This window comes from Micromonospora sp. NPDC023956 (assembly GCF_040639195.1).
GTDB lineage: Bacteria > Actinomycetota > Actinomycetes > Mycobacteriales > Micromonosporaceae > Micromonospora.
On the sequence record NZ_JBEZZN010000026.1, the window covers coordinates 1 to 24,387 of the forward strand.

Below are 24,387 nucleotides of genomic sequence, written 5' to 3' on the forward strand. Positions count from 1 at the left end.
GGCGCCCGGTTCGCCGCTCGCCGTCGACCTCGGCATCCGGGTGCCCGTCGCGCAGGGGCCGATGACCCGGGTCAGCGACGAGCCCGGCTTCGCCGGAGCCCCGCCGCCGGTCAGGCGACGGCCACCAGGGTGACCAGGACGAAGAAGACGGTCAGCACGGTGCCGGTCCAGCGCCGCCAGGGCGGGACGCCGGCAACCAGGGGCAGCGTCCGCCACCGCCGGGCGGCCAGGGCCAACCCGGCCGCGCCCAGCCCGCACCCGACCGCCCAGATCCAGCCCGGCAGCACCGTCCACTCCCCGAGCCGGTGGGCGAGCAGCAGGGACGCCGGCAACCAGAGCGCCGCGTCGAGCAGGCTCAGCCGGTCCGGGCCGCGTCGCGCGGCGCCGAGCAGGGAGAGCCCGCCGATCAGGCTGAACACCAGCGCCAGCCCCACCCCGACCCAGCCGGGCAGCCCGGCGCCGCCCTCGGCCGGCAGGTCCTCCTCCGGTACGCCGAGCAGCCGCAGTCCGATCGGGTCCACCGACCGGTCGGTGTTGCCGAGCACCACCACGCCTCTGCCGGCGGCCCGGTCCACGCCGACGTACGCCCGGAAGCCCCCGGTGCCACCGTTGTGCCAGACGACCTCGCGGTCACCGTGCCGGGTGGTGAACCAGCCGTACCCGATCCGGCTGCGGTCGTCCCTCTCGAAGCGGGCGGTGGCGGCGTCCGCGCCCGGCGCGCTGCCGGCCAGCACGGCGGCGACGAGCTTGCCGAGGTCGCCCGAGGTGGACCAGGTGCCGACGCCGGCCGGCACCCACCCGGACCCGGTCCACGGGTCGGCCGGCCGGCCGGTGGCCCGACCGCCGTCGGCGTGCCCGGCGGGCGGGGCGGCCCCGTCGACGTGGACGGAGGTGCGGTCCATGCCCAGCGGGGTGAGCAGTTCCCGCTCCAGCAGCTCCGGGTAGCTGGTGCCGGCCTTCGCGGCGAGCGCCTGCCCGAGCAGCGCCGCGCCGAGGTTGGAGTACTCCACCCGGCCCCGGCCGTCGCCCGGCTCGGTCCTGCCGGCAGTCCGGGTCAGCCAGTCGACGTCCTGCCCGGCGTACGGGTCGCCGGCGGTGACGTTGGCCCACCAGATCCGCGCCGCGCCACCGACCGAGGTGACCGGCAACCGGGGCAGCCCGGAACGGTGGCTGGCCAGTTCGGCCAGGGTGACGTCGCCGGCCGGGCCGCTCACCGGCAGGGCGTCGCGCAGCCGGTCGTCGGGGCGCACGGTGCCGGCGGCCACCTGGTCGGCGAGGAGCATGCCGGTCAGCGTCTTGGTGACCGAGCCGATCTCGAAGGTGGTGTCCGCCTCGACCGGTGCGCCGTCGGGGTTCCGTTCGCCGAGGCCGGCGACCCGGACCCGGCCCGGCTCGACGAGGGCGACGGAGAGCCCCCGCAGCCCCTCGGTGTCCCCGGCGGCCCTCCGGACGGCGGCGGCGAGGTCGGCGTCCCCGGTGGTCGGGCCGGAGAGCTGCGGGGGACGGGGTATGCCGAGCAGGGCCAGCGCCCCGGCGAGCAGGCCGATGACGAGGGTGATGGCGGTGAACCTGCGCATGGTTGCTCCTTGGCGACGGTGCCGGACGACCGGTCGGTACGGCGGCGGGCTCGGGGTCGGTCGGGCGCGGGCGGGCGGGCGGTGGAGCCGGCGGGATGGGCCGGGCAGCGGTGGAGCCGGCGGGGTGGGCCGGATCAGCGGTGGGTGGCGGTGAGGATGGTGAGCAGCGGCACCACCCGTTCCGGCGGGACGACGTACCGGCCCCGGCCGGCGCTGCGCAGCCAACCGGCGGCGGTGAGCTGGCGCAGGTGGTGGTGGAGCTGGCCGGTGGTGCCGAGTTCCTCGATCCCGGCCAGTTCGGCGGTGCCCCGCCGGCCGCCGAGGATCTCGCGCAGCAGCCGCAGCCGGACCGGGTGGGCCAGCGCGGTCAGCGCGGCGGCCGACTCGGACCAGTCACCGGCGAGCACGTCGTCGACGGGCAGGCCGTACTGCCAGTCGTACCGCTCGCCGTCGAGGTCGACGGTGCCGGTGTAGAGGACCGCGCCGGAGTGCCCCTCGGGCAGCCGCTGCCGCAGCCCGTCGAGCGCCCAGAACGTGTCACCGGGTGCCGTGGGCGGTGTCGGGGCGGGCCCCCGCCCGACCAGCTCCGCGACCTGCGCCTCGAGCGCCGCGACCCGTTCCTCCAGGGATGCCATGACTCGATAATACGAACGTACGTAGTTACGTACAACCGGCGCCCTCGTCCGGGCAGACGCCACCGGCCGCCCGCGGGGTGTTCCCACGGGCGGCCGGGTGTCCGGCACGCTCTCGATCCCACCCGCGGCTGCCGGGTCCGCACGGCGGGGCACCCCTCGTCGGGGGCGGCGAGGACGGTCAGTTGTCGGCCGCCACCGCCAGGGTGAACCGGCTCAACGCCTCCTGCTTCTCCGGCGGCAGGGACTCGACGTCGATGCGGTCCGGACCCTCGTCGGTGCGGCTGTCCACGCCCTGAACCAAGCGGTCCACGATGCGGTTCGCCTCGTCGGTGGTGAATCCGGCGTCGGTCAGGATGTTCAGCGGAAGATCGTTCATGAGGGCCCTGTATTCCCACCTCGACGGCTCCGCAACCAGCGCGCCGCCGGCCGGCCACGGCCGCGTCGACGGAATGTCGACCGGATGATCTTCCGGAGTCCGCACCCCTGCCGATAACATCGCTGGGCATGAATATTAGGAGCATCACCCGCTCGCGAACCGGGCGGATGATCACCGCCGTCGCACTGACCGTCGCGGTGGCGGTACCCGTCGTGGTGACCTCCGCCTCGGCCGCGACGGCTCTCACCGTGGCCCAGGCGCTCGCCGCCCAGGACGGCCGCACGGCGACCGTGACCGGGTACGTCATCGGCCAACCCACCTCCACCACGACGGTGCTCCGGTCCGGCTTCACCGCCGACACCGCGATCGCCATCGCCGACTCGGCCACCGAGACCAGCTCGGGCCGGATGCTCTACGTCCAGGTCACCAGCGCGTTCCGCAGCACGTTCGGCCTGCTCACCAACCCGGACCTGCCCGGGAGGCAGGTCACCACGACCGGCACGCTGACCGCGTACTTCAGCCACGGCGGGCTGAAGAACCCGACCGCGATGAGTCTCGGCGGCACCACCGGGCCGTCGCCGACCACGTCCCCCACGCCCCACCCGACCGGCACCGTCCCGGGCGGCGACTACGACTCGACGTACTACGTCACCGCGATCGGCAAGACCGGCAGCGCACTGCGCAGCTCGCTGCACTCGATCATCAAGACGCAGACGAAGCTCTCCTACGACCAGGTGTGGGAGGCGCTCAAGGACACCGACCAGGACCCCGCCAACCCGAACAACGTGATCCTCCTCTACACCGGACGCTCGCAGAGCAAGACCAGCAACGGCGGCGGGGCGAACGACTGGAACCGCGAGCACGTCTGGGCCAAGTCGCACGGCGACTTCGGCACCTCGACCGGCCCCGGCACCGACGTGCACCACCTGCGCCCGGAGGACGTGTCGGTGAACTCGACCCGGGGCAACAAGGACTTCGACACCGGCGGCAGTGCGGTCGGCGAGGCCCCGGGCAACTACACCGACGCCGACTCGTTCGAGCCGCGCGCCGCGGTCAAGGGCGACGTCGCCCGGATGATCATGTACATGGCCATCCGGTACGAGGGGAACGACGGCTGGCCGAACCTGGAGCTGAACAACACGGTCAACAACGGCAGCGCGCCGTACCACGGGAAGATGTCGGTGCTGCTCCAGTGGCACCAGGCCGACCCGCCGGACAGCTTCGAGAAGCGCCGCAACCAGCGGATCTACGAGCGCTGGCAGGGCAACCGCAACCCGTTCGTCGACCACCCGGAGTGGGCCGCCTCGATCTGGGGCTGACCGGCCGCCGTGGCCGGTCCCGGACCCGCCGGGACCGGCCACGCTACATCGACTTCCATCGGGTTCTTTACGGTACTGAAATCGACTGTTATCTTTCCGGCAATCGCTGCAAGTTCTTGCGGCACCCGAACCTCGGACGTCGGAGAAGGCCATGCCCGCACCTCGCGCCCGGCGTACCCGGGTCGCTCTCGCCGCCGGACTCGCCGCCGCGCTGACCGCGCTGGCCGCCCTGGTCGCGCCCCTGGTCACCGCACCCCCACCGGCCGCCGCCGCGATCGACGCCCGCGCCCTGGGCGCCCGCTACGACAGCACCGGGTCACGGATCACCTTCCGGGTCCACTCCGCCGCGGCCACCCGGATGACCGTCAACCTCTACGCCACCCCCACCGGCACGAGCGAGAACGTGAGCTACCTGCTGACCCGGGACTCCTCGGGCGTGTTCGGCACCACCGTCGAGGTCGCCGCGCTGCGGGCCGCCGGCATCTCCGGCACCGTCTACTACGGCTACCGGGCCTGGGGACCGAACTGGCCGTACAGCAGCGCCTGGACCAAGGGCTCCCCGGCCGGCTTCGTCGCCGACGTGGACGCCGCCGGCAACCGGTTCAACCCCAACAAGCTGCTGCTCGACCCGTACGCCCGGGAGATCAGCCACGACCCGCTGCGGCCCGGCATGGCCAACCAGACGGTGTACGCCTCCGGGCCGGCGTACCGCACGGTCGACAGCGGCCCGCACGCGGCCAAGGGCCTGGTCCTCGCCGCCACCACGGCGAGCGTCGGCAGCAAGCCGACCAGGGCCCTCAAGGACGACCTCGTGTACGAGGTGCACCTGCGCGGGCTGACCCGCAACGACCCGTCGGTCCCGGCGGCCTACCGGGGCACCTACCGGGGCGCCGCCCTGAAGGCCGGCTACCTCGCCTCGCTCGGGGTGACCGCGGTGGAGTTCCTGCCGTTGCAGGAGACGCAGAACGACACCAACGACGTCGACCCCACCGGCACGGCGGGCGACAACTACTGGGGCTACATGACCCTGAACTACTTCGCCCCGGACCGCCGGTACGCCTACGACCGCTCCCCCGGCGGGCCGACCCGCGAGTTCCAGCAGATGGTCAGGGCGTTCCACGACGCCGGGATCAAGGTGCTGGTCGACGTGGTCTACAACCACACCGGTGAGGGCGGCGTCTACAGCGCGGGCGGGTCGAACGTCTACGACATCTTCTCCTGGCGCGGGCTGGACAACCCGACCTACTACTCGCTCACCGCCGACCGGCAGTCGTCCTGGGACAACACCGGCGTCGGCGGGAACTACAACACCTACCACCCGGTCGCCCAGGACCTGATCGTCGACTCGCTGGCCTACTGGAAGAACGTGCTCGGGGTCGACGGGTTCCGGCACGACCTCGCCTCCGTGCTCGGCAACACCTGCCAGCACGGCTGCTTCTCGTACAGCCGCACCGACCCGAACACCGCGCTCAACCGGATCACCCGGGAGATGCCGCCCCGCCCGGCCGGCGGCGGCGCGGGCGTGGACTGGATCGCCGAGCCGTGGGCGTTGGGCGACGGGACGTACCAGGTGGGGAACTTCCCGGTCGGCTGGTCGGAGTGGAACGGGCGGTACCGGGACACGCTGCGCCGCGACCAGAACAAGCTCGGCGTCGACCCGGTCACCCCGGGACAGCTCGCCGACCGGTTCGCCGGCTCCGCCGACCTGTACGGCGACGACGGGCGGCGACCGTGGAACTCGGTCAACTTCATGGTCGCCCACGACGGGTTCACCCTGGCCGACCTGTACGCCTGCAACAGCAAGAACAACACCCAGCCCTGGCCGTACGGCCCGTCCGACGGCGGCAGCGACGACAACGTCTCCTGGGACCACGGCGGAAACGCCGCCGACCAGCGCCGGGCGGCCCGCAACGGGCACGCCTTCCTGATGCTCTCCGCCGGCACCCCGATGATCACCGGCGGCGACGAGGTACTGCGCGGGATGCGCTGCAACAACAACCCGTACAACCTGGACTCGTCGGCGAACTGGCTGGGCTGGAGCCCGACGGCCGACCAGACCACCTTCCGCACCTTCGCCTCCCGGCTGGCCGCCTTCCGGCACGCCCATCCGGCGCTGCGGCCGGCGACCTTCTACTCCGCCGCCGACACCAACGGCAACGGGATGGCCCAACTCGCCTGGTTCACCCCGGCCGGCAGCGCCCCCGACGCCGCGTACTGGGGCAACGCCGGCAACCACGCGCTCGGCTGGCGGATCGACGGCACCGAGTTCGGCGACCCGGCGTCGGCCGTCTACGTCGGCTACAACGGCTGGTCCGGGGACGTGAACTTCACCCTGCCGTCGCCCGGGGCCGGGAAGCAGTGGTACCGGGTCACCGACACCGCCAGCTGGGCGGAGGGGCCCGACCAGGTCGCCGTCCCCGGGTCGGAGGCGCTGATCGGCGGCCAGGGCACCAGCTACCTGCTGCGCGGTCGCAGCCTGCTCCTCCTGGTCGCCCGGTAGCCGTCCCCGGTCGGCCGGCGGCGAACGCCGTCGCCGGCCCGACCGGTCGACTTTTCCTGCGCCGCGTCAGGTGAGCCCTCCGGCCTGCCGGGTACGACAGCACCGGGAGACCCTGACGAGGCGCAGAAGGAGTGGCATGGCCACCACCATGGTTCCGGACATCACGCTCAACGACGGCAACACCATCCCGCAGCTCGGCTTCGGGGTGTTCCAGATCGAACCCCGGGACACCACCACCGCCGTCCGCGAGGCGCTGCGGGTCGGCTACCGGCACATCGACACCGCCCAGATGTACGGCAACGAGGCCGAGGTCGGGCAGGCGATCCGGACCTCCGGGCTGGAACGGGACGAGGTCTTCGTCACCAGCAAGCTCAGCAACGCCTTCCACCGCCCGGACGACGCCCGCAAGGCGATCGAGTCGACCCTCGACGAGCTGCGGTTCGACCACGTCGACCTGTTCCTGATCCACTGGCCGCTGCCCACCCGCTACGACGGCGACTTCGTCTCCACCTGGCAGGCGCTGGAGGAGTTCCGGGCCGACGGCCGGGCCCGGTCGATCGGCGTGTCGAACTTCCAGGTGCCGCACCTGGAGCGACTCGCCGCCGAGACGGAGACCCCGCCGGCGGTGAACCAGGTCGAGGTGCACCCCTACCTCGGCAACGAGCAGGTCCGGGCGTACGGGCGGGAGCACGGCATCGTCACCGAGGCGTGGTCACCGATCGCCCAGGGGAAGGTGCTGGACGACCCGGTGGTCACCGAGATCGCCGGGAGGCTGGGCCGTACCCCGGCCCAGGTGGTGCTCCGCTGGCACATCCAACGCGGCGACGTCGTCTTTCCCAAGTCGGTCACGCCGGCGCGGATCGCCGAGAACTTCGCGATCTTCGACTTCACCCTGGACGACGACGACCTGGCCCGGATCAGCGCCCTGGACCGGGGCGAGGCGGGTCGCCAGGGCGCCCACCCCGACACCTTCGACTGGCTGCCCGCCTGAGGTCCGGGCCGGATGACATCCCGGCCCTGCTCATTCCGGGCCGGGGGTGAGGTCCAGCCGCCAGTCGTTCGCCCGCATCAGCCGACCCGGCGGGAACTCGACGTCGGTCTCGCCGAGCAGGGTGAACCCGGCCTTGCGGCAGACCGCGTTCGAGGCGGCGTTGTCGACCGAGGGGAAGGCGTGCGCGTACCGGTGCGTCTTTCGGGCGCGGACCTGGTCCAGGGCCGCGGTGAGCGCCGCGGTGGCCAGGCCCCGGCCCTGGTACGCCGGCAGGATCGACCAGCCCAGCTCGTAGACGGTGTGGCCGTCCCGGACACGTTCCCAGTAGCCGATGCTGCCGACCGCCTCGACCTCCGGCAACGCGACCACCCGGAACATGCAGCCCGCGCCGGTACCCGCGAAGTCCACGTACTTCCGGTGCCGGGCGAGGACCTTCTCCTCGGTCTCCGGGCCGCCCAGGTGTCGCTTCATCTCCGGCGCGTTGATCCGCCGCAGCAGGTCGAGGTCCCGTTCCTGCCACGGCTCGATCCGGACCAGGTTCACCACGGCTCCTCCCGTCGGGTCGTCTCCCGACAGTGAAGCCCATTCGTCAGACGAGGTGGTGCCGCCCCCCGCGCACGGGAGCCGCACCGCGGCGGACCGCCGTCAGCGGTCGGCGCAGATGGCGAACGACCTGATGTCCCAGTTGCCGGCGAAGGGCTTCTCCTCGTACGCCCCGGAAACCACCGACGTCGGCGCGCTCACCGCACCGCCGTTGGGGGCGAAGTCGTCCACCACGGCCTCACCGGTGGCGCCGTTCAGCTCGAATCCCCCGCCGGTGAGCACCCTGCCGGTCGGGCACGCGGCGGTGGCACCGTGGAAGTCGTTCGAGTCGGTGGCGCTGAGCACGGTGAGCCGGGACAGTCCGGCGACCGGGTTCGCGCAGATCCCGTACGCCGCCGCCGTCCAGTTGCCGACGAACGGGTCCGTCTCGTACGCCCCCACGGTCACCGCCGTCGGCGCGTTGACGATGCCCCCGTTCGGCCGGAAGTCGTCCACGACGCCCTCGCCGGTCACGCCGGTGAGTTCGAACCCGGCACCGGTCAGTACCTTGCCGGTCGGGCAGGCGGCGGTGGCACTGTGGAAGTCGTTCGAGTCGGCGCTGCTCAGGGCGGAGATCCGCACCAGCCCGGCCAGCGGGTTCGCGCAGACGGCGTACGCGGTGACCGTCCAGTTCCCGGCGAACGGGTCCGCCTCGTACGCCCCCACGGTCAGGGCGGTGGGGGCGGTCACCGTGTTGCCGTTGGGGGTGAAGTCGTCCACCACCACCTGCCCGGCCGCGCCGGTGACCTCGTATCCCGTCCCGACCAGCATCTTCCCCACCGGGCAGACGGCGGTGACGGTACGGAAGTCGTCGGAGTTGCTGACGCTGGTCGCGGAGATCCGCACCAGCCCGGGGACGGCCGCCGAGGCCGGGCTCGCCGGGGCGAACACCCCCACCACGGCGACGCCGAGCACGAGAGCGAGCCCACGGGTTCCGGGACGCCGGAACCCTGTCCGATCTGACATCGTTGCTCCTGTTCCGCTACCCCGGTCGCGGCACCACGTGCGCGGAATTCCGGGGCCATTGTTCCGATGCGTTTACTCCACGTAGTCGACTGGCTTCACCTTGTCCGCGGGACCGTGCCGCTCCCGGGTACGGAAGCGGCACCTGGCCCCGAACGGCCGTCAGAGGTTCGCGCAGAGCCCGAACGCCCGGATGGTCCAGTCGTCGAGGTAGGGGTCTTCCTGGAAGGCGCCGGCGATGATGGACACCGGCGAGGTGGCCGGGCCGCCGTCGGGGGCGAAGTCGTCCACCACGACCTCGCCGAAGGCGTCCCGGAGGTCGTACCCTCCGCCGAGCAGCACCTTTCCCGGCGGACAGATGGCCACGATGTTCATGAAGTCGCTCGTGGTGGGAGCGCTGATCGCGGTGGACTGCACCAACCCGGGAAGCGGGTCCGCGCAGATGGCGTACACGGTCGCCGACCAGTCACCGTAGAACGGGTCAGCCTCGTAGGCCCCGAGCGTGACCCCGGTCGGGGCGCTGCTCACGGTGCCATCGGGCCGCAGTTCGTCCACGATGCCCTTACCGGTGATCTCCCGCAGCTCGAAACCCGAACCGGTCAACACCTTCCCGCTCGGGCATTCGGCGGTGACGGTGTGGAAGTCGGCGGAGTCGTCCGGCGTCACCGCCGCGACCCGCACCGTCCCGACCACCGGGTCCGCGCAGACCGCGTACGCCTTGACCGTCCAGCTTCCGGCGAACTCGTCGATCTCGTAGGCGCCCACCGTCACCGCGGTCGGGGCGGTGGCCGGGCCGCCGTTGACCCGGAAGTCGTCCACCGTCACCTCACCGTTCCCGCCGAGGATCTCGTACCCCGTCCCCACCAGCACCTTCCCGAGCGGACAGATGGCGGTGGCGCTCTGGTAGTTGGCGGAACCGGTGGGGCTGGACGAGGCCATCCGCAGAAGGCCGGGGACGGTGGCCAATGCCGGGCTCGCGGGGATGGCCACCCCGGTCAGGGCGACGCCGAGCGCGAGGACGATCCCTCGGGCTCCGATCCGCCGGAACCGTGTCTGATCTGACATTGTTGCTCCTCTTCTCAGCCCGGTCCCGTCACCGCGTACTCCAGGCTTCTCGGTTGGCTGGCATGGCGTCCGTCCGGCCCTGCGGTCCCACGCGTTGGTGGCCACCGCAGGGAGGACCAGATGTCGCCATGGTCAGCCCCACCCCGTTCAGCCTCGTCAGTCCGGAGGCACGCGTCGTTGACAGTGGAGTGACGCACGACTGATCCGCAGGCAGGCGTGCCGGTGCCACCGGGCGGTGCGGGTGATCCGGAGAGCACCCGTCGCCGGGCCCCACCCAAGGGACGTGCGGACGGACGGGGACGCCGCCCGGGGTGCGTCAGCCGCGTGCGACCGGAACGGCTCGGGGCCGGGCCGCCACGCTGCTCTGTCGCAACATGGACAGGATCCCCTGGTTCGCCTCCCAGCCGTCCGGGAACCTGACCGGGACGTTGAGGTGCACCGGCTCGGTCGACGGGTGGGCGTCGAGCAGTTCGGCGATCCCGGCGCGGGCCACCACGACACAGGCGTGCCGGTGCCGGCTGGTCAGGACGCAGAGCCGCCCCGACTCCAGGTGGAACGCGGTGGCGTCCCGCCGTCCGGACAGCGGGTGCAGGACGATCGTGACGTCGTACTCCCGGCCCTGGAGCCGGTTGGCGGTGTCCACCGTGACGCCCGCCCCGGCCTGGCCGAGCCGGGCGCGGATCGCCGCGACCTGGTCGCGGTGCGCGGCCCCGACGGCGATCCGGGACGCGTCGACCGGGGACGTCTGGCCCGACGAGTAGGCCACCGGGCCACGCTCCAACACCCGTAGGGCCAGCTCGGCGCAGGCCGCCGCCGCCTCACCGTCGGTCCGCACCGTGTGCCGGGCCGGCAGCTCGTGCAACGCCCAACCCGACGACGCGGCCAGCTCCACCGTCGCGTCGAGCGCGTCACCCGGGCCGGCCTCGGTGAAGGTCAGCACCCGGTCGTCCGGTCCGGTCCCGGCCCGGAACCCGGTGAACGGGTAGAAGGCCGCCGCCACCACCCGGGCCGCCGAGGCGGGCAGCCGCCACGACACCGGCAGCCGGTGCACCGGCAGATCCGGGTTGTGGCGCAGCAGCACCGCCACCGCCGACTGCATCGGATCCCAGGTCAGACCGGTCCAGCGCGCGGTCTCGACGGTGGAGAACGGGTCGAGCTGCCCCGGATCCCCCACGAACAGGGCCCGCTCGAACCGGCTGGCCACCCGCAACAGGGCGTCCGACCGCATCTGGTAGGCCTCGTCCACGATCGCCCACGGCCAGGAACCCTCGGTGACGGTGGCCCATTTGGCGGCCGTACCGACGACGACGGCCGGACCACCGAGGTCGGCGACCTTCGCGGCCACCCGGACCGTCTCGTGCGCCCTGATCCGCTCGGTCGGCCGGTAGTCGGCGGCCGACAGCCGGCCGATCCGCAGCTCGGGATCCTTCCGGGCGAGCCGGTCGATCAGGTCGTCGACCTGCTCGTTGGTCTGCGCGATGATGATCAGCGGCTCGCCGGCCCCGGCCAGCTCCACCGCCGCCCGGACGACGAGCGTCGACTTGCCGGCCCCGGGCGGCGAGTCGACCACCACGCCCCGGTGGTCGCCGGAACGCAGGTCGGCCAGGACCGCCGTGATGACCCGTTCCGCCGCCACGGCCGGCGGCAGCTCCAGCACATCCCGCATCTGCCCGCGCCCCCGCTCGTCTGCCACCCGGAACCCGCCCACCATACGAGTGCGCCCCCCCCGGCCGCCCTCCAGCCGAGCGTTCCTCCCGCGCGGCGTCAGCCTCACGTACCGGACGGTCGGCGGTACGGTGCGGTAGTGGAACAGCGGATCAGCCTGATCACTCTCGGCGTCACCGACCTGGCCCGTGCCCGCGCCTTCTACGAGCGGCTCGGTTGGCGCGGCCAGGAGGTCGAGGAGACCGTCTTCTTCCAGGCCGGCGACCTCGCCGTCGTGCTCTGGAGCCGCAGCAAGGTCGCCGAGGACGTCGGGATCACCGACCGGGACGACAACGGCTTCGGCGGCATCGCCCTGGCGCACAACGTCCGCACGAGCGACGAGGTCGACCAGGTGCTCGCCGAGGCCGCCGACGCCGGAGCGACCATCACCCGACCGGCCCGACGGACCTTCTACGGCGGCTACGCCGGCTGCTTCGCCGACCCGGACGGCCACGTCTGGGAGATCGCCCACAACCCCGGATTCACGCTGGCTCCCGACGGGTCGCTCACCCTGCCCGACTTCGGCCAGCCCTGATCCGACGTTCTTCCGATGTGCTGCGCTCGCCTGGCCTGGCTGGCAGAAGGACGAGTCGACGCGGCACTTACCCTGTCGAACCATACCTAGGCGGTGTCTTCAAAGGGTTACAGCCATTGCAGTAGGGCGGCGGTGGTGACGGTGGCCTGGTACGACGTGGCGGTCTTGTCGTAGCGGGTGGCGACGCTGCGGGCCTGCTTGAGGCGGTTGAAGCAGCGTTCGACGACGTTGCGGCGTTTGTAGAGCTGCTTGTCGAACTTCGGTGGTCGGCCACCCCGGCTGCCTCGCCGGCGGCGGCCGGCTTGCTGGTCAGCGCGTTCGGGGATCGTGTGTCTGATTCCGCGTCGGCGTAGCTCGGCCCGGATGGCCCTGGAGCTGTAGCCCTTGTCCGCGATGACGTGGTCCGGGCGGACCCGGGGCCGGCCCGGCCCGGACCGCCCGACGCGGATCGCCGCCATGACCTGGGTGAAACGGGTGCAGTCGTTGACGTTGCCGCCAGAGAGCACGAACGCCAGGGCCCTGCCGGCGCCGTCGCAGGCGAGGTGGATCTTCGTGGTCAGTCCGCCGCGACTTCGACCGAGGGCGTGATCTTGTGGTTCGTCCGTTTCCCGTCGCCCCCTTTGGCCCCGGCGGCGTGCTGATGAGCCCGCACGATGGTGGAATCGACCGACACGAGCCAGTCGATGTCCCCGGCCGCGTCCGCGTCGGCCTGCACTCCGGCGAGCATCCGCGTGAACGTGCCGTCCAGAGCCCACCTGCGGAAACGGGTGTAGATCGACTGCCAGGAGCCGTAGCGGGCGGGCACGTCACGCCAGGTCGCGCCCGCCCGGACCTTCCACACGATCCCGTTGAGCACCCGCCGGTCATCCGATCGCGGGCGACCACCGGTCACCGCCGACGGCAGGTACCGCGACAACGACTCCCACTCAACGTCAGACAACTCGTAGCGACGACCCACGCCCTACATCATCCGACACCAAGATCCTTAAAGACACCGCCTAGGACATGACTGCCGGGTTGGCGGTCGCGCGTGAAGCTGAGCAGCCGTCAAAGACCGCGACGGGACCGACCACAACAGCGCATCGGCCATCACCTTCGCAGCCACCCCCAACCTGATCCCCAGCCTCCTCGACCTGGTCGAGGAGGCCGAGCCATCATCCGTCGACGGGCGTATCTGGCAACATCCCCCACCACTCGACAAGGCGTGATGGGGGATGCCACGTGGGCCTGACACACACAAGAGTTCGGGCATCCTCGGAAGCACTCTGGCAGACTAAACATCGAGAAGTGATGCTAGGTTCCTTGCACGATTTTGTCGGCCTTGACCCGCCTGTTTCCGCCTTTATTTATGATGCGAAGGCCGTCGTGCCTGATCTCTAGCCAGCCGCCCGCTGAGCGAGGAACTGTGTAAACGGCTGCCGCTTCGTAGCATCTACAGCTTTCGTTTTGTTTGCCTTAGTGAAGCTCTCCAAAGCCCCAACCGAAAGCCGGTAAGCGGTTTGCAACTCATCCTCAGAAAACGAGTAGTCCGACTTCGCCAGATCAACGATGTCAGTCCAATGACTCGGAGCTTTGCCCAACTTTCTCGCCACCAAGGCAAAGGCAATGAAGAACGACAGATGCCTCTTCTCCCAATATTTTAAAACGGGAGAACCGCCCTGCATCGCCTCATCAACAGCTCGCATCGTCTTGGCGCACCAGTAAAAGATGCTGAGATCCGCCTTACCGTCGAAGGCCTGCTTATACCTGCTATCTTCCGCTAGCAATGAATTGGGCTTACCTCGCGCAACTTCGGGCCGACCGTAAGCAATGGCATAGACTGCTTGGCCAAGATGAGAAATGCTGACGATCCGGCCCGGATCCTTACCCAAGTTCCGGTAGTACCCCTTCCGACGATCGTAAAAAAGCCCTTTAGCCGAGAAAAATGCTTCAATCCGTCGCTGCACTTCGTCGGTCGCACGAAGCGAAGCATCCGCAACGGGAGTCTGCCTGTTGGTTGCTCGAATAATTTGATCACGAACAGCCGTGTCGTCGGCAACAATGATGCGGACGAGGAGATTACGCGAATCCGCCAGCAGACGGTCTAAATCTCCGACAAGGCGCTGCTCATTGAACCAACGAGCCATATTATGGGAAGTCTGCAGGCCATTTACAATCTGCACGTTCGTCAAGGCGAACCGTTTTCCAACACTGTGAGCCTCGTCGCACAAAATCGTCACACCATTATTAAGCCACCAGAAATCAGGGCCATCCTCCCTCTTGAGTGAGGCAAGGATCTCCTTGTTAACAGCAACATCTCCTTGGAAGTCACGTACATTAGCGTCAAAAAGATGTCTCTGGATCGCATAACTGTCGTCTGAGATCATCTTCATGAAACTGGAAAGCCTTGCCAATGCAACATAGGATTCGCCGCTCGTCATGACCTCCTCACATTCGAGAGTTAGCGTCTTGGCCGGGCGCCGATCATACAAGCTCCACAGTTCTTCGGCACCTACGAACTGCACCTCTACCATCGCAGAAGGCATCAGCCTCTCCAGGTCCCGCTTTAGACTCCTGGCTCTGCTTTCTACGTTATCTGCCACTCGATCCGCAAAGCCACGAGAAGCCATAACGACGTGAACAGCCACTTTCGGGCGCCTAGAAAGAAGGTTCCTATACGCGTCTCGGAACAAGCCAATCTGCTCCATGGCGGCCGGATTCAGTTCGCTTGACAATAGGTCGAGATCCTGAGCAAGATCGAGAGCGCGAGGCAAAATTGATTGCAACGTCGTAACCATCAACTGCGGAAATCGTTCATTGTTTTTCGCCTGCAGCACATACAGACTTAACTCCAGACCCTCCGTCATTTCTCTCGCGGCGCGCGGATCTTCTACCGCCTTGTGGTCAGGAGGAGTAATTCCTCCCTCGATCAGGGTGTAAATCGCATCGATTCCGCCATCGTTGCTGCCATCGACAATCCCGTCTTGAAGCGCGTCCAGAGTTACGTCGAACTCGCGAAGTAACAGCCAGGCGACAAAGACCTCCCAGGCATCGTCTTCAGCCATCTCAGAAAGGTTCTCACGATGCCAATCACGAAAGACAGTTTTGACCAGAGTTTGAGCACCAGACATACACACCTCACATTTTTTCCGGCCTGCCATCGGCAATCGCGCCACCACCACGGCCAAGACCAAGCGGATCAGCCTGCGGAACTGGACGGGCTACAACCCGACGAACGGTCAGATCCACTCCTGACTGGCCATCACGATCACCTGCACCTCACCTTAGTCCACCTTGGAGCGAAACACAGTTACGGGACATCCTTACGGCCTCGTACGCGGTCGATGGTGGAAGGAGCAGCGCCGTCTCATCGAACGTGGGCGTGGCGGGTAGGTCCTAGTTCGCCGGGCACTGTGCTCGGTGCGGTCGGTGCGTTTGTGCTGGGACCGGAGGCCATCGCCCGGATGGTGATATCGAAGGAGCCGCGCCGACCGTGGAAGCGGCCGAGGATTCACCAGTCCTTGCGGTGTCCAGTGGCGGGCTCGACGGACGCGTCGGGAGGAGTGCCGTTTGCGGTTCGCCTCGCGTGCGGCGATGACGCTCGGTGGCAAGTGAGATCTGGCGTAGACGCGGCTTGTGTCTCGGGGTAATGACCGCGCCTATCGGTGCTCAGGCCCTGGTAGCCGGCGTCGGCGAGGCTCCGCACGCCGAGTGGCGCTTGCAGAAGAAGGCCGACCGGGCCAGCGGTGCGGGCCTGAGTGATGTCGTGCATCGAGCCCGGATGTGCCTTTCCACAGAACAACAGCCGGCCGAGCGGATCACGGATCACCAGGGCTTTCATCGCGTTCAGCCAGGGCTTGCCGGACATCAACTTTTTCCGCCCGCTACGCCATGCAGCCGGCCGGCCTACCCGCGCCCCCGTGGCATCCATCAACGCCTGTCGGTGCTGCGGGACCGGATCCACCGGGTCACCTCGCCGACCCCCTCACCGGGGTGCCGCTGCGGGGGCACACCCGGTACAGCACCACTACTCCCCCACCACGATGTACGCCGATCGCGCGGTCACCGAGCGGCTGTTCCAGTGGGAGTCGCAGAGCACCACGTCGACCGCCTCACCGACCGGGCAGCGGTACGTCCACCACGCCGCGCGGGGCTCGACGGTGCACCTCTTCGTCCGGGAGAGCCGGATCGCCGACGGTGATCTGGGCGCACCGCCGTACCTGTACGCCGGGCCGATGACCTACCGGGAGCACACCGGGGACCGGCCGACGCGAATCCTCTGGGAGCTTACCCACCCGCTACCCGCCGACGTGTACGCCGCCGCCCGCACCATCGCCGCCTGATGTGTCCACTGAACGGCCGGCATGATCGTACGGTGGCGGGCGTGACGTCGCCCGGCCGATCAGGGAGCTTCGACAGCGGAGATGCGGTACTTGTGGACCGAGGCCTCCCGGATCGCCACGGCCTGCTCGCCGCTGGGGCCGCTCCCCCGGAACGCGAGGAGCTGCTCGTCGGAGGCCCACCGTTCGTGGACGTTGATCCGGCCGGGGTCGAGCAGGTCGGCGGTCAGCGCGAAGTCGAGGCAGCCGTCGGCCGCCCGCGCGGCCTCGACCACCGACCGGCACCCGGCCAGGTAGTCGTCCCGCGCGGCGGGGTCGACGTGCAGCGTCCCGGCGATGATGAGCACGGCCTCTCCCTCGGGTCGGGTACGCCCCCACGCTAACGTCGCCCACCGACAGCGGCGGGTGCGCCCGGCGGCACTCCGACAACGGCGGGTGCGCCGGACAGCACCCCCGCCGCTGTCCGACGGCACACGCCGCCACCTGCCGTGACCTCAGGCCCGGGTGATCGCGTTGGCGTGGATCGCCTCGCTGAGGTAGGCGGTCAGACCGGGCCTGATCTGCTCGTAGTGGGCGGTGAACCGGGGGTCGGCGAGGTAGAGGTCGGCCAGCCCGGTGTGGATCTCGTAGCCGCACTCGTAGTACCAGCGGCTGATGTGCGCCCGGTGCTCCTCGGCCAGCTCCATCGCCTCCGCGCCGTCGGCCGGGGCGCCGGAGTCCAGCACCGCCACGATCCGCCGCCCCCAGTCCTCCACCTCCGCCCTGATCCGTAGCCAGTCAGCCTTGGCGTAGCCGGTGGTGCGCCGGGTCGACTCCCGGTACGCCTCGGTGCCGCCCCAACGCCGCTCGGCCTCCTCGGCGTGCGCGTCGGGGTCGACGTCGCCGAAGACCTCGAACCGTTCCTCCGGCGTCAGTCGTACGTTCATCTTCTTCGCCTCCATCGCGAACTCGATCGCCGTGACCATCTCCGCCAGGCGCTTCATCCGTACCGTCAGCAGCTCGTGCTGCCGGCGCAGGTGGGCCGCCGGGTCGGCACCCGGGTCGTCGAGGATCGTGGCGATCTCCTCCAGCGGGAACCCCAGCTCGCGGTAGAAGAGGATCTGCTGGAGCCGCTCCAGGTCCGCGTCGTCGTAGCGGCGGTACCCGGCCGGGGTACGCCCGCCCGGAGACAGCAACCCGATCTCGTCGTAGTGGTGCAGCGTCCGTACGGTCACCCGGGCCAGCCGGGCGACCTCTCCCACCGTGTGCGTCATGGTCCCGCCCTTCTCCGCCACCACGGTGCCGCCTCCCGTCACGTGAGGGTCAATCCCGGCGGGTGCCCGCCACCACCAACGCCCCTGGTCCCGCCGGGGTGGCGGGACCGGAGGCGTACGGCTGGCGGGTCAGGCGGTGGCGCGGTCGCGCTCCGGGGCGGCGAACGTCTCGTTCTTCGGGGTGCGGGCGGCGTGCACGAAGCCGGCGATCGAGAGCAGGAAGAGCAGCCCGGCGCCGAGGTACATGGCCAGCGCGCCCTGCTGGGCCTTCACGCCGAACTCGCTGAACCCGTACGAGGTGAGCAGCAGGCCGCGCAGCGTCTCGCCCTTGAAGACGGTCTCCCGCTGGCCCTGGAGCTGGGCGAGCTGCTTCTCCAGCTCGGGCAGGGCCGGGTCGTTGGCCTGGCGGGCCGCCTCGATCTTGCCCTGCATCTCGCGCTCCGGGCCACCGAGCGAGGCGTAGGTCTGGCCACCGGCGATCGACTTCAGGTGCAGCCCGATGTACTCGTTGGCGTAGCACTCGGCCTGCTTGCCGGTGGTCATCAGCTTGCCGGCGTTCTCGACCAGGCAGTCGGCCTTCTTCTCCTCGTCGCTGAGGTTCTCGGCGGGGGTGAACCGGATGTTCTGCTCACTCAACTGGTCGTGCACGTAGTCGTGGGCGAAGTTGGCGTTGGTGGTCAGCACGATGCCGACGACGAGCAGGAGGGCGGCCAGCCCGAGCCCACCGATGCTGAAGAGGATGTCGAGGGTCCGGCGCTTCATGTCGTTCTCCCCAGGTCGCTACCGCTGTCGCATGTCTACATGTCGATTACTGATACATCGTCAGGCAGACCGCACGGTGGGTGACAGGGCCGAAGCTCCCCGACCGGACCGGGACCTTCGACCCTGTCGTACCAGGGGAGGACGGCCGGGGTGGTCCGGAGCGGCGGGCTCAGGAGGCGGTGAACGCCGAGCGCAGGTCGGCGAGGCTGCCGGGCCGCCCGTAGAGGTAGCCCTGCCCCTGGGCGCAGCCGATCGCGGCGACCGCCTCGTGCTGTTGGTCGGTCTCCACGCCCTCCGCCACCACCCGTAGGTCGAACGCGTCGGCGAGGCTGCTGACCATGTTGACCGTCGCGTACGCCCGCGCGTCCTCGCCCAACCGGGCCACGAACGACCGGTCGATCTTCAACTCGGTGGCCGGGATCCGGTGCAGGTAGCTCAGCGACGAGTAGCCGGTGCCGAAGTCGTCGATGGCGATCCGGATGCCCAGCTCCCGCAGCTGACGGAGCCGGTCGAGCACCGCCTCGCTCCCCTCGATCAGCGCCGACTCGGTCAGTTCCAGGGTCAACGCGCGCGGGGCCAGCCCGGCGGCGGCGGTCGCCCCGGTGACCGTGGCGATCAGGTCGGGGCGACGCAGGTGGGCCGCGGCGATGTTCACCGCGACCGTCGCGTCCGGGGCGACGCGTCGCCAGACGGCCGCCGCCCGGCACGCCTCGTGGATCACCCAACGGTCGATGGGCAGGATCAGGCCGGTCTCCTCGGCGATCGGCAGGAACCGGCCCGGCGACAGCATCCCGAGCCGGGGGTGCCGCCAGCGCACCAGCGCCTCGGCGCTGCGGACCTGGCCGGTCCGCAGGTCGACGATCGGTTGGAACTCCAGTTCCAGCTGGCCCTCGTCGACCGCCCGGCGCAGTTCGGCGATGAGTTCGGCCCGGCTCACCGCCGACTCGCGCAGCGCCGGGGTGCAGATCCGGTACGCGGATTTGCCGGCCGCCTTCGCCGCGTACATCGCGATGTCGGCGTCGCGGAGCAGGTCGCTGTGGGTGGCGTGCTGGGGGCCGTACTCGGCGATGCCGATGCTGGCCGACGGGTGGGTGCCGACGTCCTCCTCGTCGTCGGCCGGGCGCAGCGCGGTGAGCAGCCGCTCGGCCAGCCGTTCGGCGGAGACCGGCCGGTCGGCGTCGACCAGGACGGCGAACTCGTCCCCGCCGAGGCGGGCCACCGTGCCGTCGCCGTCCACCGCGTCGCGCATCCGGTCGGCGATGCTGACCAGCAACGCGTCCCCGGTGGCGTGCCCGAACCGGTCGTTGACCTGTTTGAAGCCGTCGAGGTCGAGCAGCAGGACGGAGACCGGTGACTCCTCCCGGATGGCCCGGCGCAGCCGGCGGGTGAACATCAGCCGGTTCGGCAGTCCGGTGAGCTGGTCGGCGTAGGCGAGTTGGCGGAGCTGGGCGACCAGTCGCAGGTTCTCGTTGGCGGCGAGCCCCTGCCGCAGGGCCAGCACGGCCAGCAGGCCCAGCACGCAGAGCAGGATCAGCGGCGGCGTCTGGCCGGTGGGACGGCGGGCCAGCAGAACGGCGACGATCGCCCCGCCCACCGGCAGGTACGGCAGGGCCGCCCGCCACCAGGCCGGTGCCGGCGGGACGATGGTCTCGTCGGTGTCCACCCCCTCGGCCGGCGGCGGGTAGCGGGTGGCCAGGCCCACCAGCAGGCAGGTCAGCGGCCAGCCCAGGTCGACCAGGTGCCCGGGGACGTAACTGTGGTGCGCGAGCAGCCAGACGTAGCCGACGTCGGCCACGGCCCGGACGGCGAGACTGCCGCCGAGCAGGGTCAACGGCCGCCACATGGTGCGGGCCGAGCCGGCCACCGCCGCCAGGATGGTCAGCTGTACCAGGTCGAAGGTCGGATAGACCAGGGCGAGGGCGTGGTCCGGCTGGGTGAGTGGGGCAGCGGCGGCGACGTCCCGGAAGACCACCACCCAGCCGATCGGCACCAGGGAGAGCCCGACGATCACGCCGTCGAGCACCACCCGGCCCCGGCCGACGGTGCTGTGCGGCGCGACGGGGCTGGAGAGGATGCCGACGGTGCCGAGCACGATCCCGGTGATGAAGACCAGCCCGACCAGCGGGGTGTGCGGGGTCTCGCCGCTGCCGAGACGTTGCAGCGCCCACAGTGCCCGGGAGGCGGCGGAGAGGGCCATGGTGATCGCGAGCAGGGTCCAGAACCGGCGCAGCGACGGCGGGTGACGGCGGGCCGCGCCGGCACAGGCGGTCGCGGCCCAGCCGGCCACGGCGAGCGCGCCGAGGTCGGCGACGAGCGCGGCGGCGGGGAGCCGGGCGGCGAGCCAGAACGCCTCGACGAGGACGACCGCCACGGCGACGGCCAGACCGAGCCACCCGGGGCGGGGCGACCCCGGCGAGAACCGGAACGAACCGGTCGCCCCCACGGCGTCCCGGGTCACCTCCTGCGGCGGCACGGCGATTCGCTCCGGCTTTCTCTGTTGAGTCCACGCTGGACGGCGTGTACCGGCCACGGGTGGCGAACGAGCAAAGCCTAGCCAGCGTCCCGCGCCCCCGCTAGCACCCGGACTGACCACCTGCTCAGTCGGCGTGCCCAGGACCTGCCCGGTCGACCGGTTCGGGACGCGACGGTGCCGGAGTTGATCAGTCCCATTCCTCGGCGGCCACCGCGCGGTCCGAGGGGTCGACGGTGTCCGGGTCCACGGCGTCCGGGTCGGCGGCGGCGGGCGGCGGGCCGCCGTGCGTCCACGGGGTCTCCTCCACGGTCGGGAACACCCCGGCCGGCAGGAACGCGTCCGACAGGGTGGTGTAGCAGAGCCGCTCCCCGACCTCGGGAACCGTGCCGGGCGGCGGGGTCCGCCCGCGTCCCATCCCGCCGGACAGTTCCAGCACCACTTCGGTCTTCGACTCCCCCGCCGGGTTCACGAAGACCACCTTCGCCTTCTGCACGGGTCGGGCCGGTGACCAGAGGGTCGCGCCGACCGGCATCGCCACCGGCTCGTCGGTGACCACCTGGATCCGGGGGCGCAGCACCGGGCGCTTCCCGGTGTCGTCCATCCGGGTCGGGTCGGCCAGGATGACGTCGCCGACGAACGCCTCCCCGGTCAGCCGGTGCTCGGCCATCACCAGCGGGTCGTCGTAGGCGCGCTGGACGGCGTACGCGGTCAGTGCCCGTTCCAGCCGGTGCAGCTTCTGCGCGGCGGCCACCGCCCCGTCCCGGCGGGGCTGCGGCGCCCCGCCCGCGTCGACGTGCTCGGCGAAGGCGGTGAACGCGTCCCGGTCGCCGTCCCAGCGGCCGGCGACCCGCGCCCCGGGCGGCAGGGCGTAGAGCAGCGCCAGTCCGCGCCACATCAGGTCCCAGGTCGGCGCGAGCTGGCCGCGCAGCAGCTCCGCCAGGTCCGCGTACGCCGTCCGGCGGGCGTCCGGGTCGTCGCCGGCCGCCGTGTACGCCTCGATCGCCGGGTGCAGCCGGGCGTTGTCGAAGTCGGGGTCGGTGGCCGGACCGGCGGGCGGGCAGGTCGACGGGTCCTCGGCGCGGGCGGCGGCCTGCGCGCCGGTGAGTCCGGGCGGCGGGTCGATCCAGCCGAGCAGCGCCGGCAGGTGCAGGTCCTCCAGCACGCTCTGCCCGGTCGCCCAGTGCAGGGTGAGCGCCTCGGTCAGCGCGAGCAGGGCCGACGAGCCGGGGTGCTCGGCCCGGTCGGCGAAGAAGGTGAGCCAGCGGCCGAGCAGCGGCACCGACGGGTGCACCGGGTAGTCCCCGTCGGCCCGGCGGAAACGGGTGGCTCGCCCGAACAGGCGCAGGAACGTGACCCCGGCCGGGTTCGGCACCACCAGTTGCGGCGCGTCGACGTACCGCCGGCGCACGTCCCGGCCCCGGTCGGTCGGGACGTCCTCGGTCGTACCCCGGTGCCCGTCGAGCCAGGGCAGCACGATGCCGGCCAGATCGGCGGCGAAGGCGAAGCGCTGGTCCCGGTTGCGGGGTTGCGGCACGACCAGCAGCCGGGGATCGTCGTGGGCGGTGCCGACCAGCGCCGCGAGGGGGGCGTTCGCCTCGCCGGCCAGCGCCAGCGGGACCAGGACCAGCGGCCGGGCGGTCAGGTGCAGGTGCCGGACGGTGGCGACCGGCTCGGCCCGCCCGGTGGCGAGCGCGCGGGCGCGGGCGAGGGCGCGCAGCGTACTCACGTGGTTCGCCCGGCCAGTGCCTCGGCCCGCAGCCGGGCCGCGGCCCGCAGCAACGCGGCGGCCTCCGCCTGGTCCGGTTCCCCGGGGTGGTCGCCGTCGGCCAGCGCCAGCGCCTCGGCCACGCCCGCCACCCCGCCGAGGGCCTCGCGGACCGGCCGGCCCAGCGCGGCGGTGTGTCCGCGCGCCTCGTGGCGGCAGAAGAACGCCAGCTCGCAGGCGGCCAGGCACTCCGGGGCGTAGTGCGCCTCGACGGAGCCCAGCGCCGCGACCAGGGCCGCCGGCTCGGCGGTCGGGTCGGCGGTGAAGTCCTCCGGTACCCGGGCCAGCAGCGCGTCGAGCCGGGCCATCCGGGCCAGTTGCCGGCGCAGCACCAGCAGTTGCCGGCGCACGTCGACCAGGCTCGCCACCGGCTGATTGGCGAAGTCGCGCGGACAGACCAGCACCACGTCGGCCGAGACCAGCTCCGGGTCGTGCCCGGCGGCGGCGAGCAGGTCGCGCAGGGCCAGCACGTAGACGGCGGACTGGATCGCGGCGGCGGCCACCTTGCCCGGGTCGGCCTGACCGTCGACCACCGGGAACGACTTGATCTCCACGACGTGGAAGCGGCCGGCGAGCCGGGCGGCGACCAGGTCGGGTTCCAGGTACACCCGTTGTCCGGCGATCTCCAGGCTGAGCAGCGGGTGGTCGAACAGGGCGGGTGCGGCGTCGGCGGGGGCGCCGGTCAGCAGCTCCCGGGACCGTTCGTGCCGCTGCGCCAGGTCGTCGGCGTTCAGGTCGGTCCAGGTCGCCGGCCCGCCCGGCGGCACCCCGAGCCGCTCGGCGACCAGCCGGAGCAGCTCCGCGCCACCGTCGGCCTTGACCTGCGCCTCGAACGCGTTGCCCCGGCTGATGGCGAACCGGGACTGCCCGAACCGGGCGGGAAAGCCGATCCGTTCCGCCAGGCGGGGCTTGTCCACCCCGGCCCCGTCCAGTACGGCCCGGCGGGTGCAGCCCGGGTTGCCGGTCAGCGCGGCGATCGTCCGGGCGTTGTGCCGGCGGGCCGGCACGCCGCCCCGGATGGCGGACAGTCGCTGATCGGTGGTCGTCACGACAGGCCACGATAGGCGCTCCGGCCCCGACCCGCCCGCACCGGCACCCGGCGCGGAGACGTTCCGCCCGGCGGGGCAGGGGGTGGGGGAACGTCAGCGGCCGGTGGACCGGTTGCGGGGGGAGCAGGGCAGCCGCGCCCCGGCGGACGGCCGGCGTCGGCGGCGACGGGGTCGCCCGGGGGTGCAGGGTGGCCGGGACACCGTGTGGGTGGGCGGTGCGTCGGGCGTGCTCGGGGTACGGCCGATCAGCCAGCAGAGGAAGCGGGTCATCTCAGCCGACCGGGAGGCTGCGCGCCTCGTCCTTCGAGATGCCGTACTCCGCGCCGCAGAAGGAACACTGCCGCACGTAGCGGGTGCGGATCGGGATCAGCGGCACGAAGAACACGCTGAACCTGGTCGACCGGCGGGTGATCACCTGGGCGGCATGGTTGCCGCAGTGCGGGCAGACCATGGCGACCACCCCCGACCGCTTGACCGAGGTACGGAGTCCGAAGATGAGGAACATCCCCCGGCAGTACC

20 protein-coding genes and 2 pseudogenes are annotated in these 24,387 nt (G+C 71.1%); 5 read left to right on the forward strand and 17 right to left on the reverse strand.

Annotated elements, in window-relative coordinates; genetic code table 11:
* Positions 1 to 110 precede the first annotated feature (110 nt).
* From AB0F58_RS28910 to AB0F58_RS28920, 3 genes are all read right to left on the reverse strand, one after another.
* Positions 111 to 1,577 carry a serine hydrolase domain-containing protein gene (locus tag AB0F58_RS28910; protein ID WP_357149678.1) on the reverse strand — a complete coding sequence of 489 codons (1,467 nt, stop codon included), beginning with the start codon at positions 1,575 to 1,577 and terminating at the stop codon, positions 111 to 113.
* 134 nt (positions 1,578 to 1,711) lie between these two features.
* Positions 1,712 to 2,212, reverse strand: coding sequence for a helix-turn-helix domain-containing protein (locus AB0F58_RS28915; protein ID WP_357149681.1), 501 nt, complete (start codon positions 2,210 to 2,212; stop codon positions 1,712 to 1,714).
* A gap of 178 nt (positions 2,213 to 2,390) precedes the next feature.
* Entirely contained in the window at positions 2,391 to 2,588 is a 198-nt protein-coding gene (locus AB0F58_RS28920) for a hypothetical protein (RefSeq protein ID WP_357149683.1), read from the reverse strand.
* Positions 2,589 to 2,716: 128 nt separating this feature from the next.
* Between AB0F58_RS28920 and AB0F58_RS28925 the strand changes: the two genes are divergently transcribed.
* The 3 genes from AB0F58_RS28925 to AB0F58_RS28935 all read left to right on the forward strand — a co-directional run bounded on the left by AB0F58_RS28925 (position 2,717) and on the right by AB0F58_RS28935 (position 7,398).
* A complete protein-coding gene (locus AB0F58_RS28925) occupies positions 2,717 to 3,907 on the forward strand; it encodes an endonuclease (RefSeq protein WP_357149686.1) in 1,191 nt (396 codons plus the stop codon).
* Positions 3,908 to 4,058: 151 nt separating this feature from the next.
* Positions 4,059 to 6,407 (forward strand): isoamylase, encoded by a 2,349-nt coding sequence (locus tag AB0F58_RS28930; protein ID WP_357149689.1) that lies wholly within the window; start codon positions 4,059 to 4,061, stop codon positions 6,405 to 6,407.
* A 136-nt stretch (positions 6,408 to 6,543) separates the two neighbouring features.
* Positions 6,544 to 7,398, forward strand: a complete 855-nt coding sequence (locus AB0F58_RS28935; RefSeq protein WP_357149692.1) for an aldo/keto reductase — start codon at positions 6,544 to 6,546, stop codon at positions 7,396 to 7,398.
* 30 nt (positions 7,399 to 7,428) lie between these two features.
* Here the strand turns inward: AB0F58_RS28935 and AB0F58_RS28940 are convergent, their stop codons facing one another.
* The 4 genes from AB0F58_RS28940 to AB0F58_RS28955 all read right to left on the reverse strand — a co-directional run bounded on the left by AB0F58_RS28940 (position 7,429) and on the right by AB0F58_RS28955 (position 11,674).
* Positions 7,429 to 7,941 (reverse strand): GNAT family N-acetyltransferase, encoded by a 513-nt coding sequence (locus AB0F58_RS28940; RefSeq protein ID WP_357149695.1) that lies wholly within the window; start codon positions 7,939 to 7,941, stop codon positions 7,429 to 7,431.
* Positions 7,942 to 8,043: 102 nt separating this feature from the next.
* Complete coding sequence (locus tag AB0F58_RS28945; RefSeq protein WP_357149698.1) at positions 8,044 to 8,946, reverse strand: hypothetical protein; 903 nt, start codon at positions 8,944 to 8,946, stop codon at positions 8,044 to 8,046.
* Between the two features lie 159 nt (positions 8,947 to 9,105).
* Entirely contained in the window at positions 9,106 to 10,008 is a 903-nt protein-coding gene (locus tag AB0F58_RS28950) for a hypothetical protein (protein WP_357149700.1), read from the reverse strand.
* Positions 10,009 to 10,324: 316 nt separating this feature from the next.
* Complete coding sequence (locus AB0F58_RS28955) at positions 10,325 to 11,674, reverse strand: AAA domain-containing protein (protein WP_357149768.1); 1,350 nt, start codon at positions 11,672 to 11,674, stop codon at positions 10,325 to 10,327.
* Positions 11,675 to 11,812: 138 nt separating this feature from the next.
* Between AB0F58_RS28955 and AB0F58_RS28960 the strand changes: the two genes are divergently transcribed.
* Entirely contained in the window at positions 11,813 to 12,247 is a 435-nt protein-coding gene (locus AB0F58_RS28960; RefSeq protein WP_357149703.1) for a VOC family protein, read from the forward strand.
* Positions 12,248 to 12,354: 107 nt separating this feature from the next.
* Here the strand turns inward: AB0F58_RS28960 and AB0F58_RS28965 are convergent.
* The 3 genes and pseudogenes from AB0F58_RS28965 to AB0F58_RS28975 form a co-directional block, all read right to left on the reverse strand.
* Positions 12,355 to 13,205 (reverse strand): annotated as a pseudogene (locus AB0F58_RS28965) (IS5 family transposase).
* A gap of 418 nt (positions 13,206 to 13,623) precedes the next feature.
* A complete protein-coding gene (locus AB0F58_RS28970; RefSeq protein WP_357149706.1) occupies positions 13,624 to 15,420 on the reverse strand; it encodes an AIPR family protein in 1,797 nt (598 codons plus the stop codon).
* 317 nt (positions 15,421 to 15,737) lie between these two features.
* On the reverse strand, positions 15,738 to 16,157 hold the full coding sequence (locus AB0F58_RS28975; RefSeq protein ID WP_357149709.1) for a transposase family protein: 420 nt from the start codon (positions 16,155 to 16,157) through the stop codon (positions 15,738 to 15,740).
* A gap of 94 nt (positions 16,158 to 16,251) precedes the next feature.
* On the opposite strand from AB0F58_RS28975, the pseudogene AB0F58_RS28980 reads away from it, so the two are divergent.
* Positions 16,252 to 16,569: pseudogene (locus AB0F58_RS28980) on the forward strand (DUF3427 domain-containing protein); the annotation flags it as partial.
* Between the two features lie 59 nt (positions 16,570 to 16,628).
* Here the strand turns inward: AB0F58_RS28980 and AB0F58_RS28985 are convergent.
* From AB0F58_RS28985 to AB0F58_RS29015, 7 genes are all read right to left on the reverse strand, one after another.
* Entirely contained in the window at positions 16,629 to 16,913 is a 285-nt protein-coding gene (locus AB0F58_RS28985) for an antibiotic biosynthesis monooxygenase (protein WP_357149712.1), read from the reverse strand.
* Between the two features lie 147 nt (positions 16,914 to 17,060).
* Complete coding sequence (locus tag AB0F58_RS28990; protein ID WP_357149715.1) at positions 17,061 to 17,819, reverse strand: MerR family transcriptional regulator; 759 nt, start codon at positions 17,817 to 17,819, stop codon at positions 17,061 to 17,063.
* A gap of 129 nt (positions 17,820 to 17,948) precedes the next feature.
* The gene (locus AB0F58_RS28995; RefSeq protein WP_357149718.1) at positions 17,949 to 18,581 is read right to left on the reverse strand and encodes a hypothetical protein; all 633 of its coding nucleotides are present in this window, start codon (positions 18,579 to 18,581) and stop codon (positions 17,949 to 17,951) included.
* A gap of 169 nt (positions 18,582 to 18,750) precedes the next feature.
* Positions 18,751 to 21,054: an EAL domain-containing protein gene (locus AB0F58_RS29000; RefSeq protein ID WP_357149721.1), complete on the reverse strand. Its 2,304-nt coding sequence runs from the start codon at positions 21,052 to 21,054 to the stop codon at positions 18,751 to 18,753.
* Positions 21,055 to 21,241: 187 nt separating this feature from the next.
* The gene (locus tag AB0F58_RS29005) at positions 21,242 to 22,780 is read right to left on the reverse strand and encodes a hypothetical protein (RefSeq protein ID WP_357149724.1); all 1,539 of its coding nucleotides are present in this window, start codon (positions 22,778 to 22,780) and stop codon (positions 21,242 to 21,244) included.
* Positions 22,777 to 23,868, reverse strand: coding sequence for a hypothetical protein (locus tag AB0F58_RS29010; RefSeq protein ID WP_357149727.1), 1,092 nt, complete (start codon positions 23,866 to 23,868; stop codon positions 22,777 to 22,779). Before AB0F58_RS29010 ends, AB0F58_RS29005 begins: the two co-directional genes overlap by 4 nt.
* A 271-nt stretch (positions 23,869 to 24,139) precedes the next feature.
* Positions 24,140 to 24,373 (reverse strand): zinc-ribbon domain-containing protein, encoded by a 234-nt coding sequence (locus AB0F58_RS29015; protein ID WP_357149730.1) that lies wholly within the window; start codon positions 24,371 to 24,373, stop codon positions 24,140 to 24,142.
* Between the last annotated feature and the right edge of the window lie 14 nt (positions 24,374 to 24,387).

What these genes read in the sequence shown, in the direction of transcription:
- AB0F58_RS28955 (WP_357149768.1), bottom strand. Translation starts at nt 11,674, where the DNA reads ATGCGGGATGTGCTGGAGCTGCCGCCGGCCGTGGCGGCGGAACGGGTC.
- AB0F58_RS28920 (WP_357149683.1), bottom strand. Translation starts at nt 2,588, where the DNA reads ATGAACGATCTTCCGCTGAACATCCTGACCGACGCCGGATTCACCACC.
- AB0F58_RS28950 (WP_357149700.1), bottom strand. Translation starts at nt 10,008, where the DNA reads ATGTCAGATCAGACACGGTTCCGGCGGATCGGAGCCCGAGGGATCGTC.
- AB0F58_RS28930 (WP_357149689.1), top strand. Translation starts at nt 4,059, where the DNA reads ATGCCCGCACCTCGCGCCCGGCGTACCCGGGTCGCTCTCGCCGCCGGA.
- AB0F58_RS28910 (WP_357149678.1), bottom strand. Translation starts at nt 1,577, where the DNA reads ATGCGCAGGTTCACCGCCATCACCCTCGTCATCGGCCTGCTCGCCGGG.
- AB0F58_RS28915 (WP_357149681.1), bottom strand. Translation starts at nt 2,212, where the DNA reads ATGGCATCCCTGGAGGAACGGGTCGCGGCGCTCGAGGCGCAGGTCGCG.
- AB0F58_RS28995 (WP_357149718.1), bottom strand. Translation starts at nt 18,581, where the DNA reads ATGAAGCGCCGGACCCTCGACATCCTCTTCAGCATCGGTGGGCTCGGG.
- AB0F58_RS28975 (WP_357149709.1), bottom strand. Translation starts at nt 16,157, where the DNA reads ATGGATGCCACGGGGGCGCGGGTAGGCCGGCCGGCTGCATGGCGTAGC.
- AB0F58_RS28945 (WP_357149698.1), bottom strand. Translation starts at nt 8,946, where the DNA reads ATGTCAGATCGGACAGGGTTCCGGCGTCCCGGAACCCGTGGGCTCGCT.
- AB0F58_RS28925 (WP_357149686.1), top strand. Translation starts at nt 2,717, where the DNA reads ATGAATATTAGGAGCATCACCCGCTCGCGAACCGGGCGGATGATCACC.
- AB0F58_RS28935 (WP_357149692.1), top strand. Translation starts at nt 6,544, where the DNA reads ATGGCCACCACCATGGTTCCGGACATCACGCTCAACGACGGCAACACC.
- AB0F58_RS29015 (WP_357149730.1), bottom strand. Translation starts at nt 24,373, where the DNA reads ATGTTCCTCATCTTCGGACTCCGTACCTCGGTCAAGCGGTCGGGGGTG.
- AB0F58_RS28990 (WP_357149715.1), bottom strand. Translation starts at nt 17,819, where the DNA reads ATGACGCACACGGTGGGAGAGGTCGCCCGGCTGGCCCGGGTGACCGTA.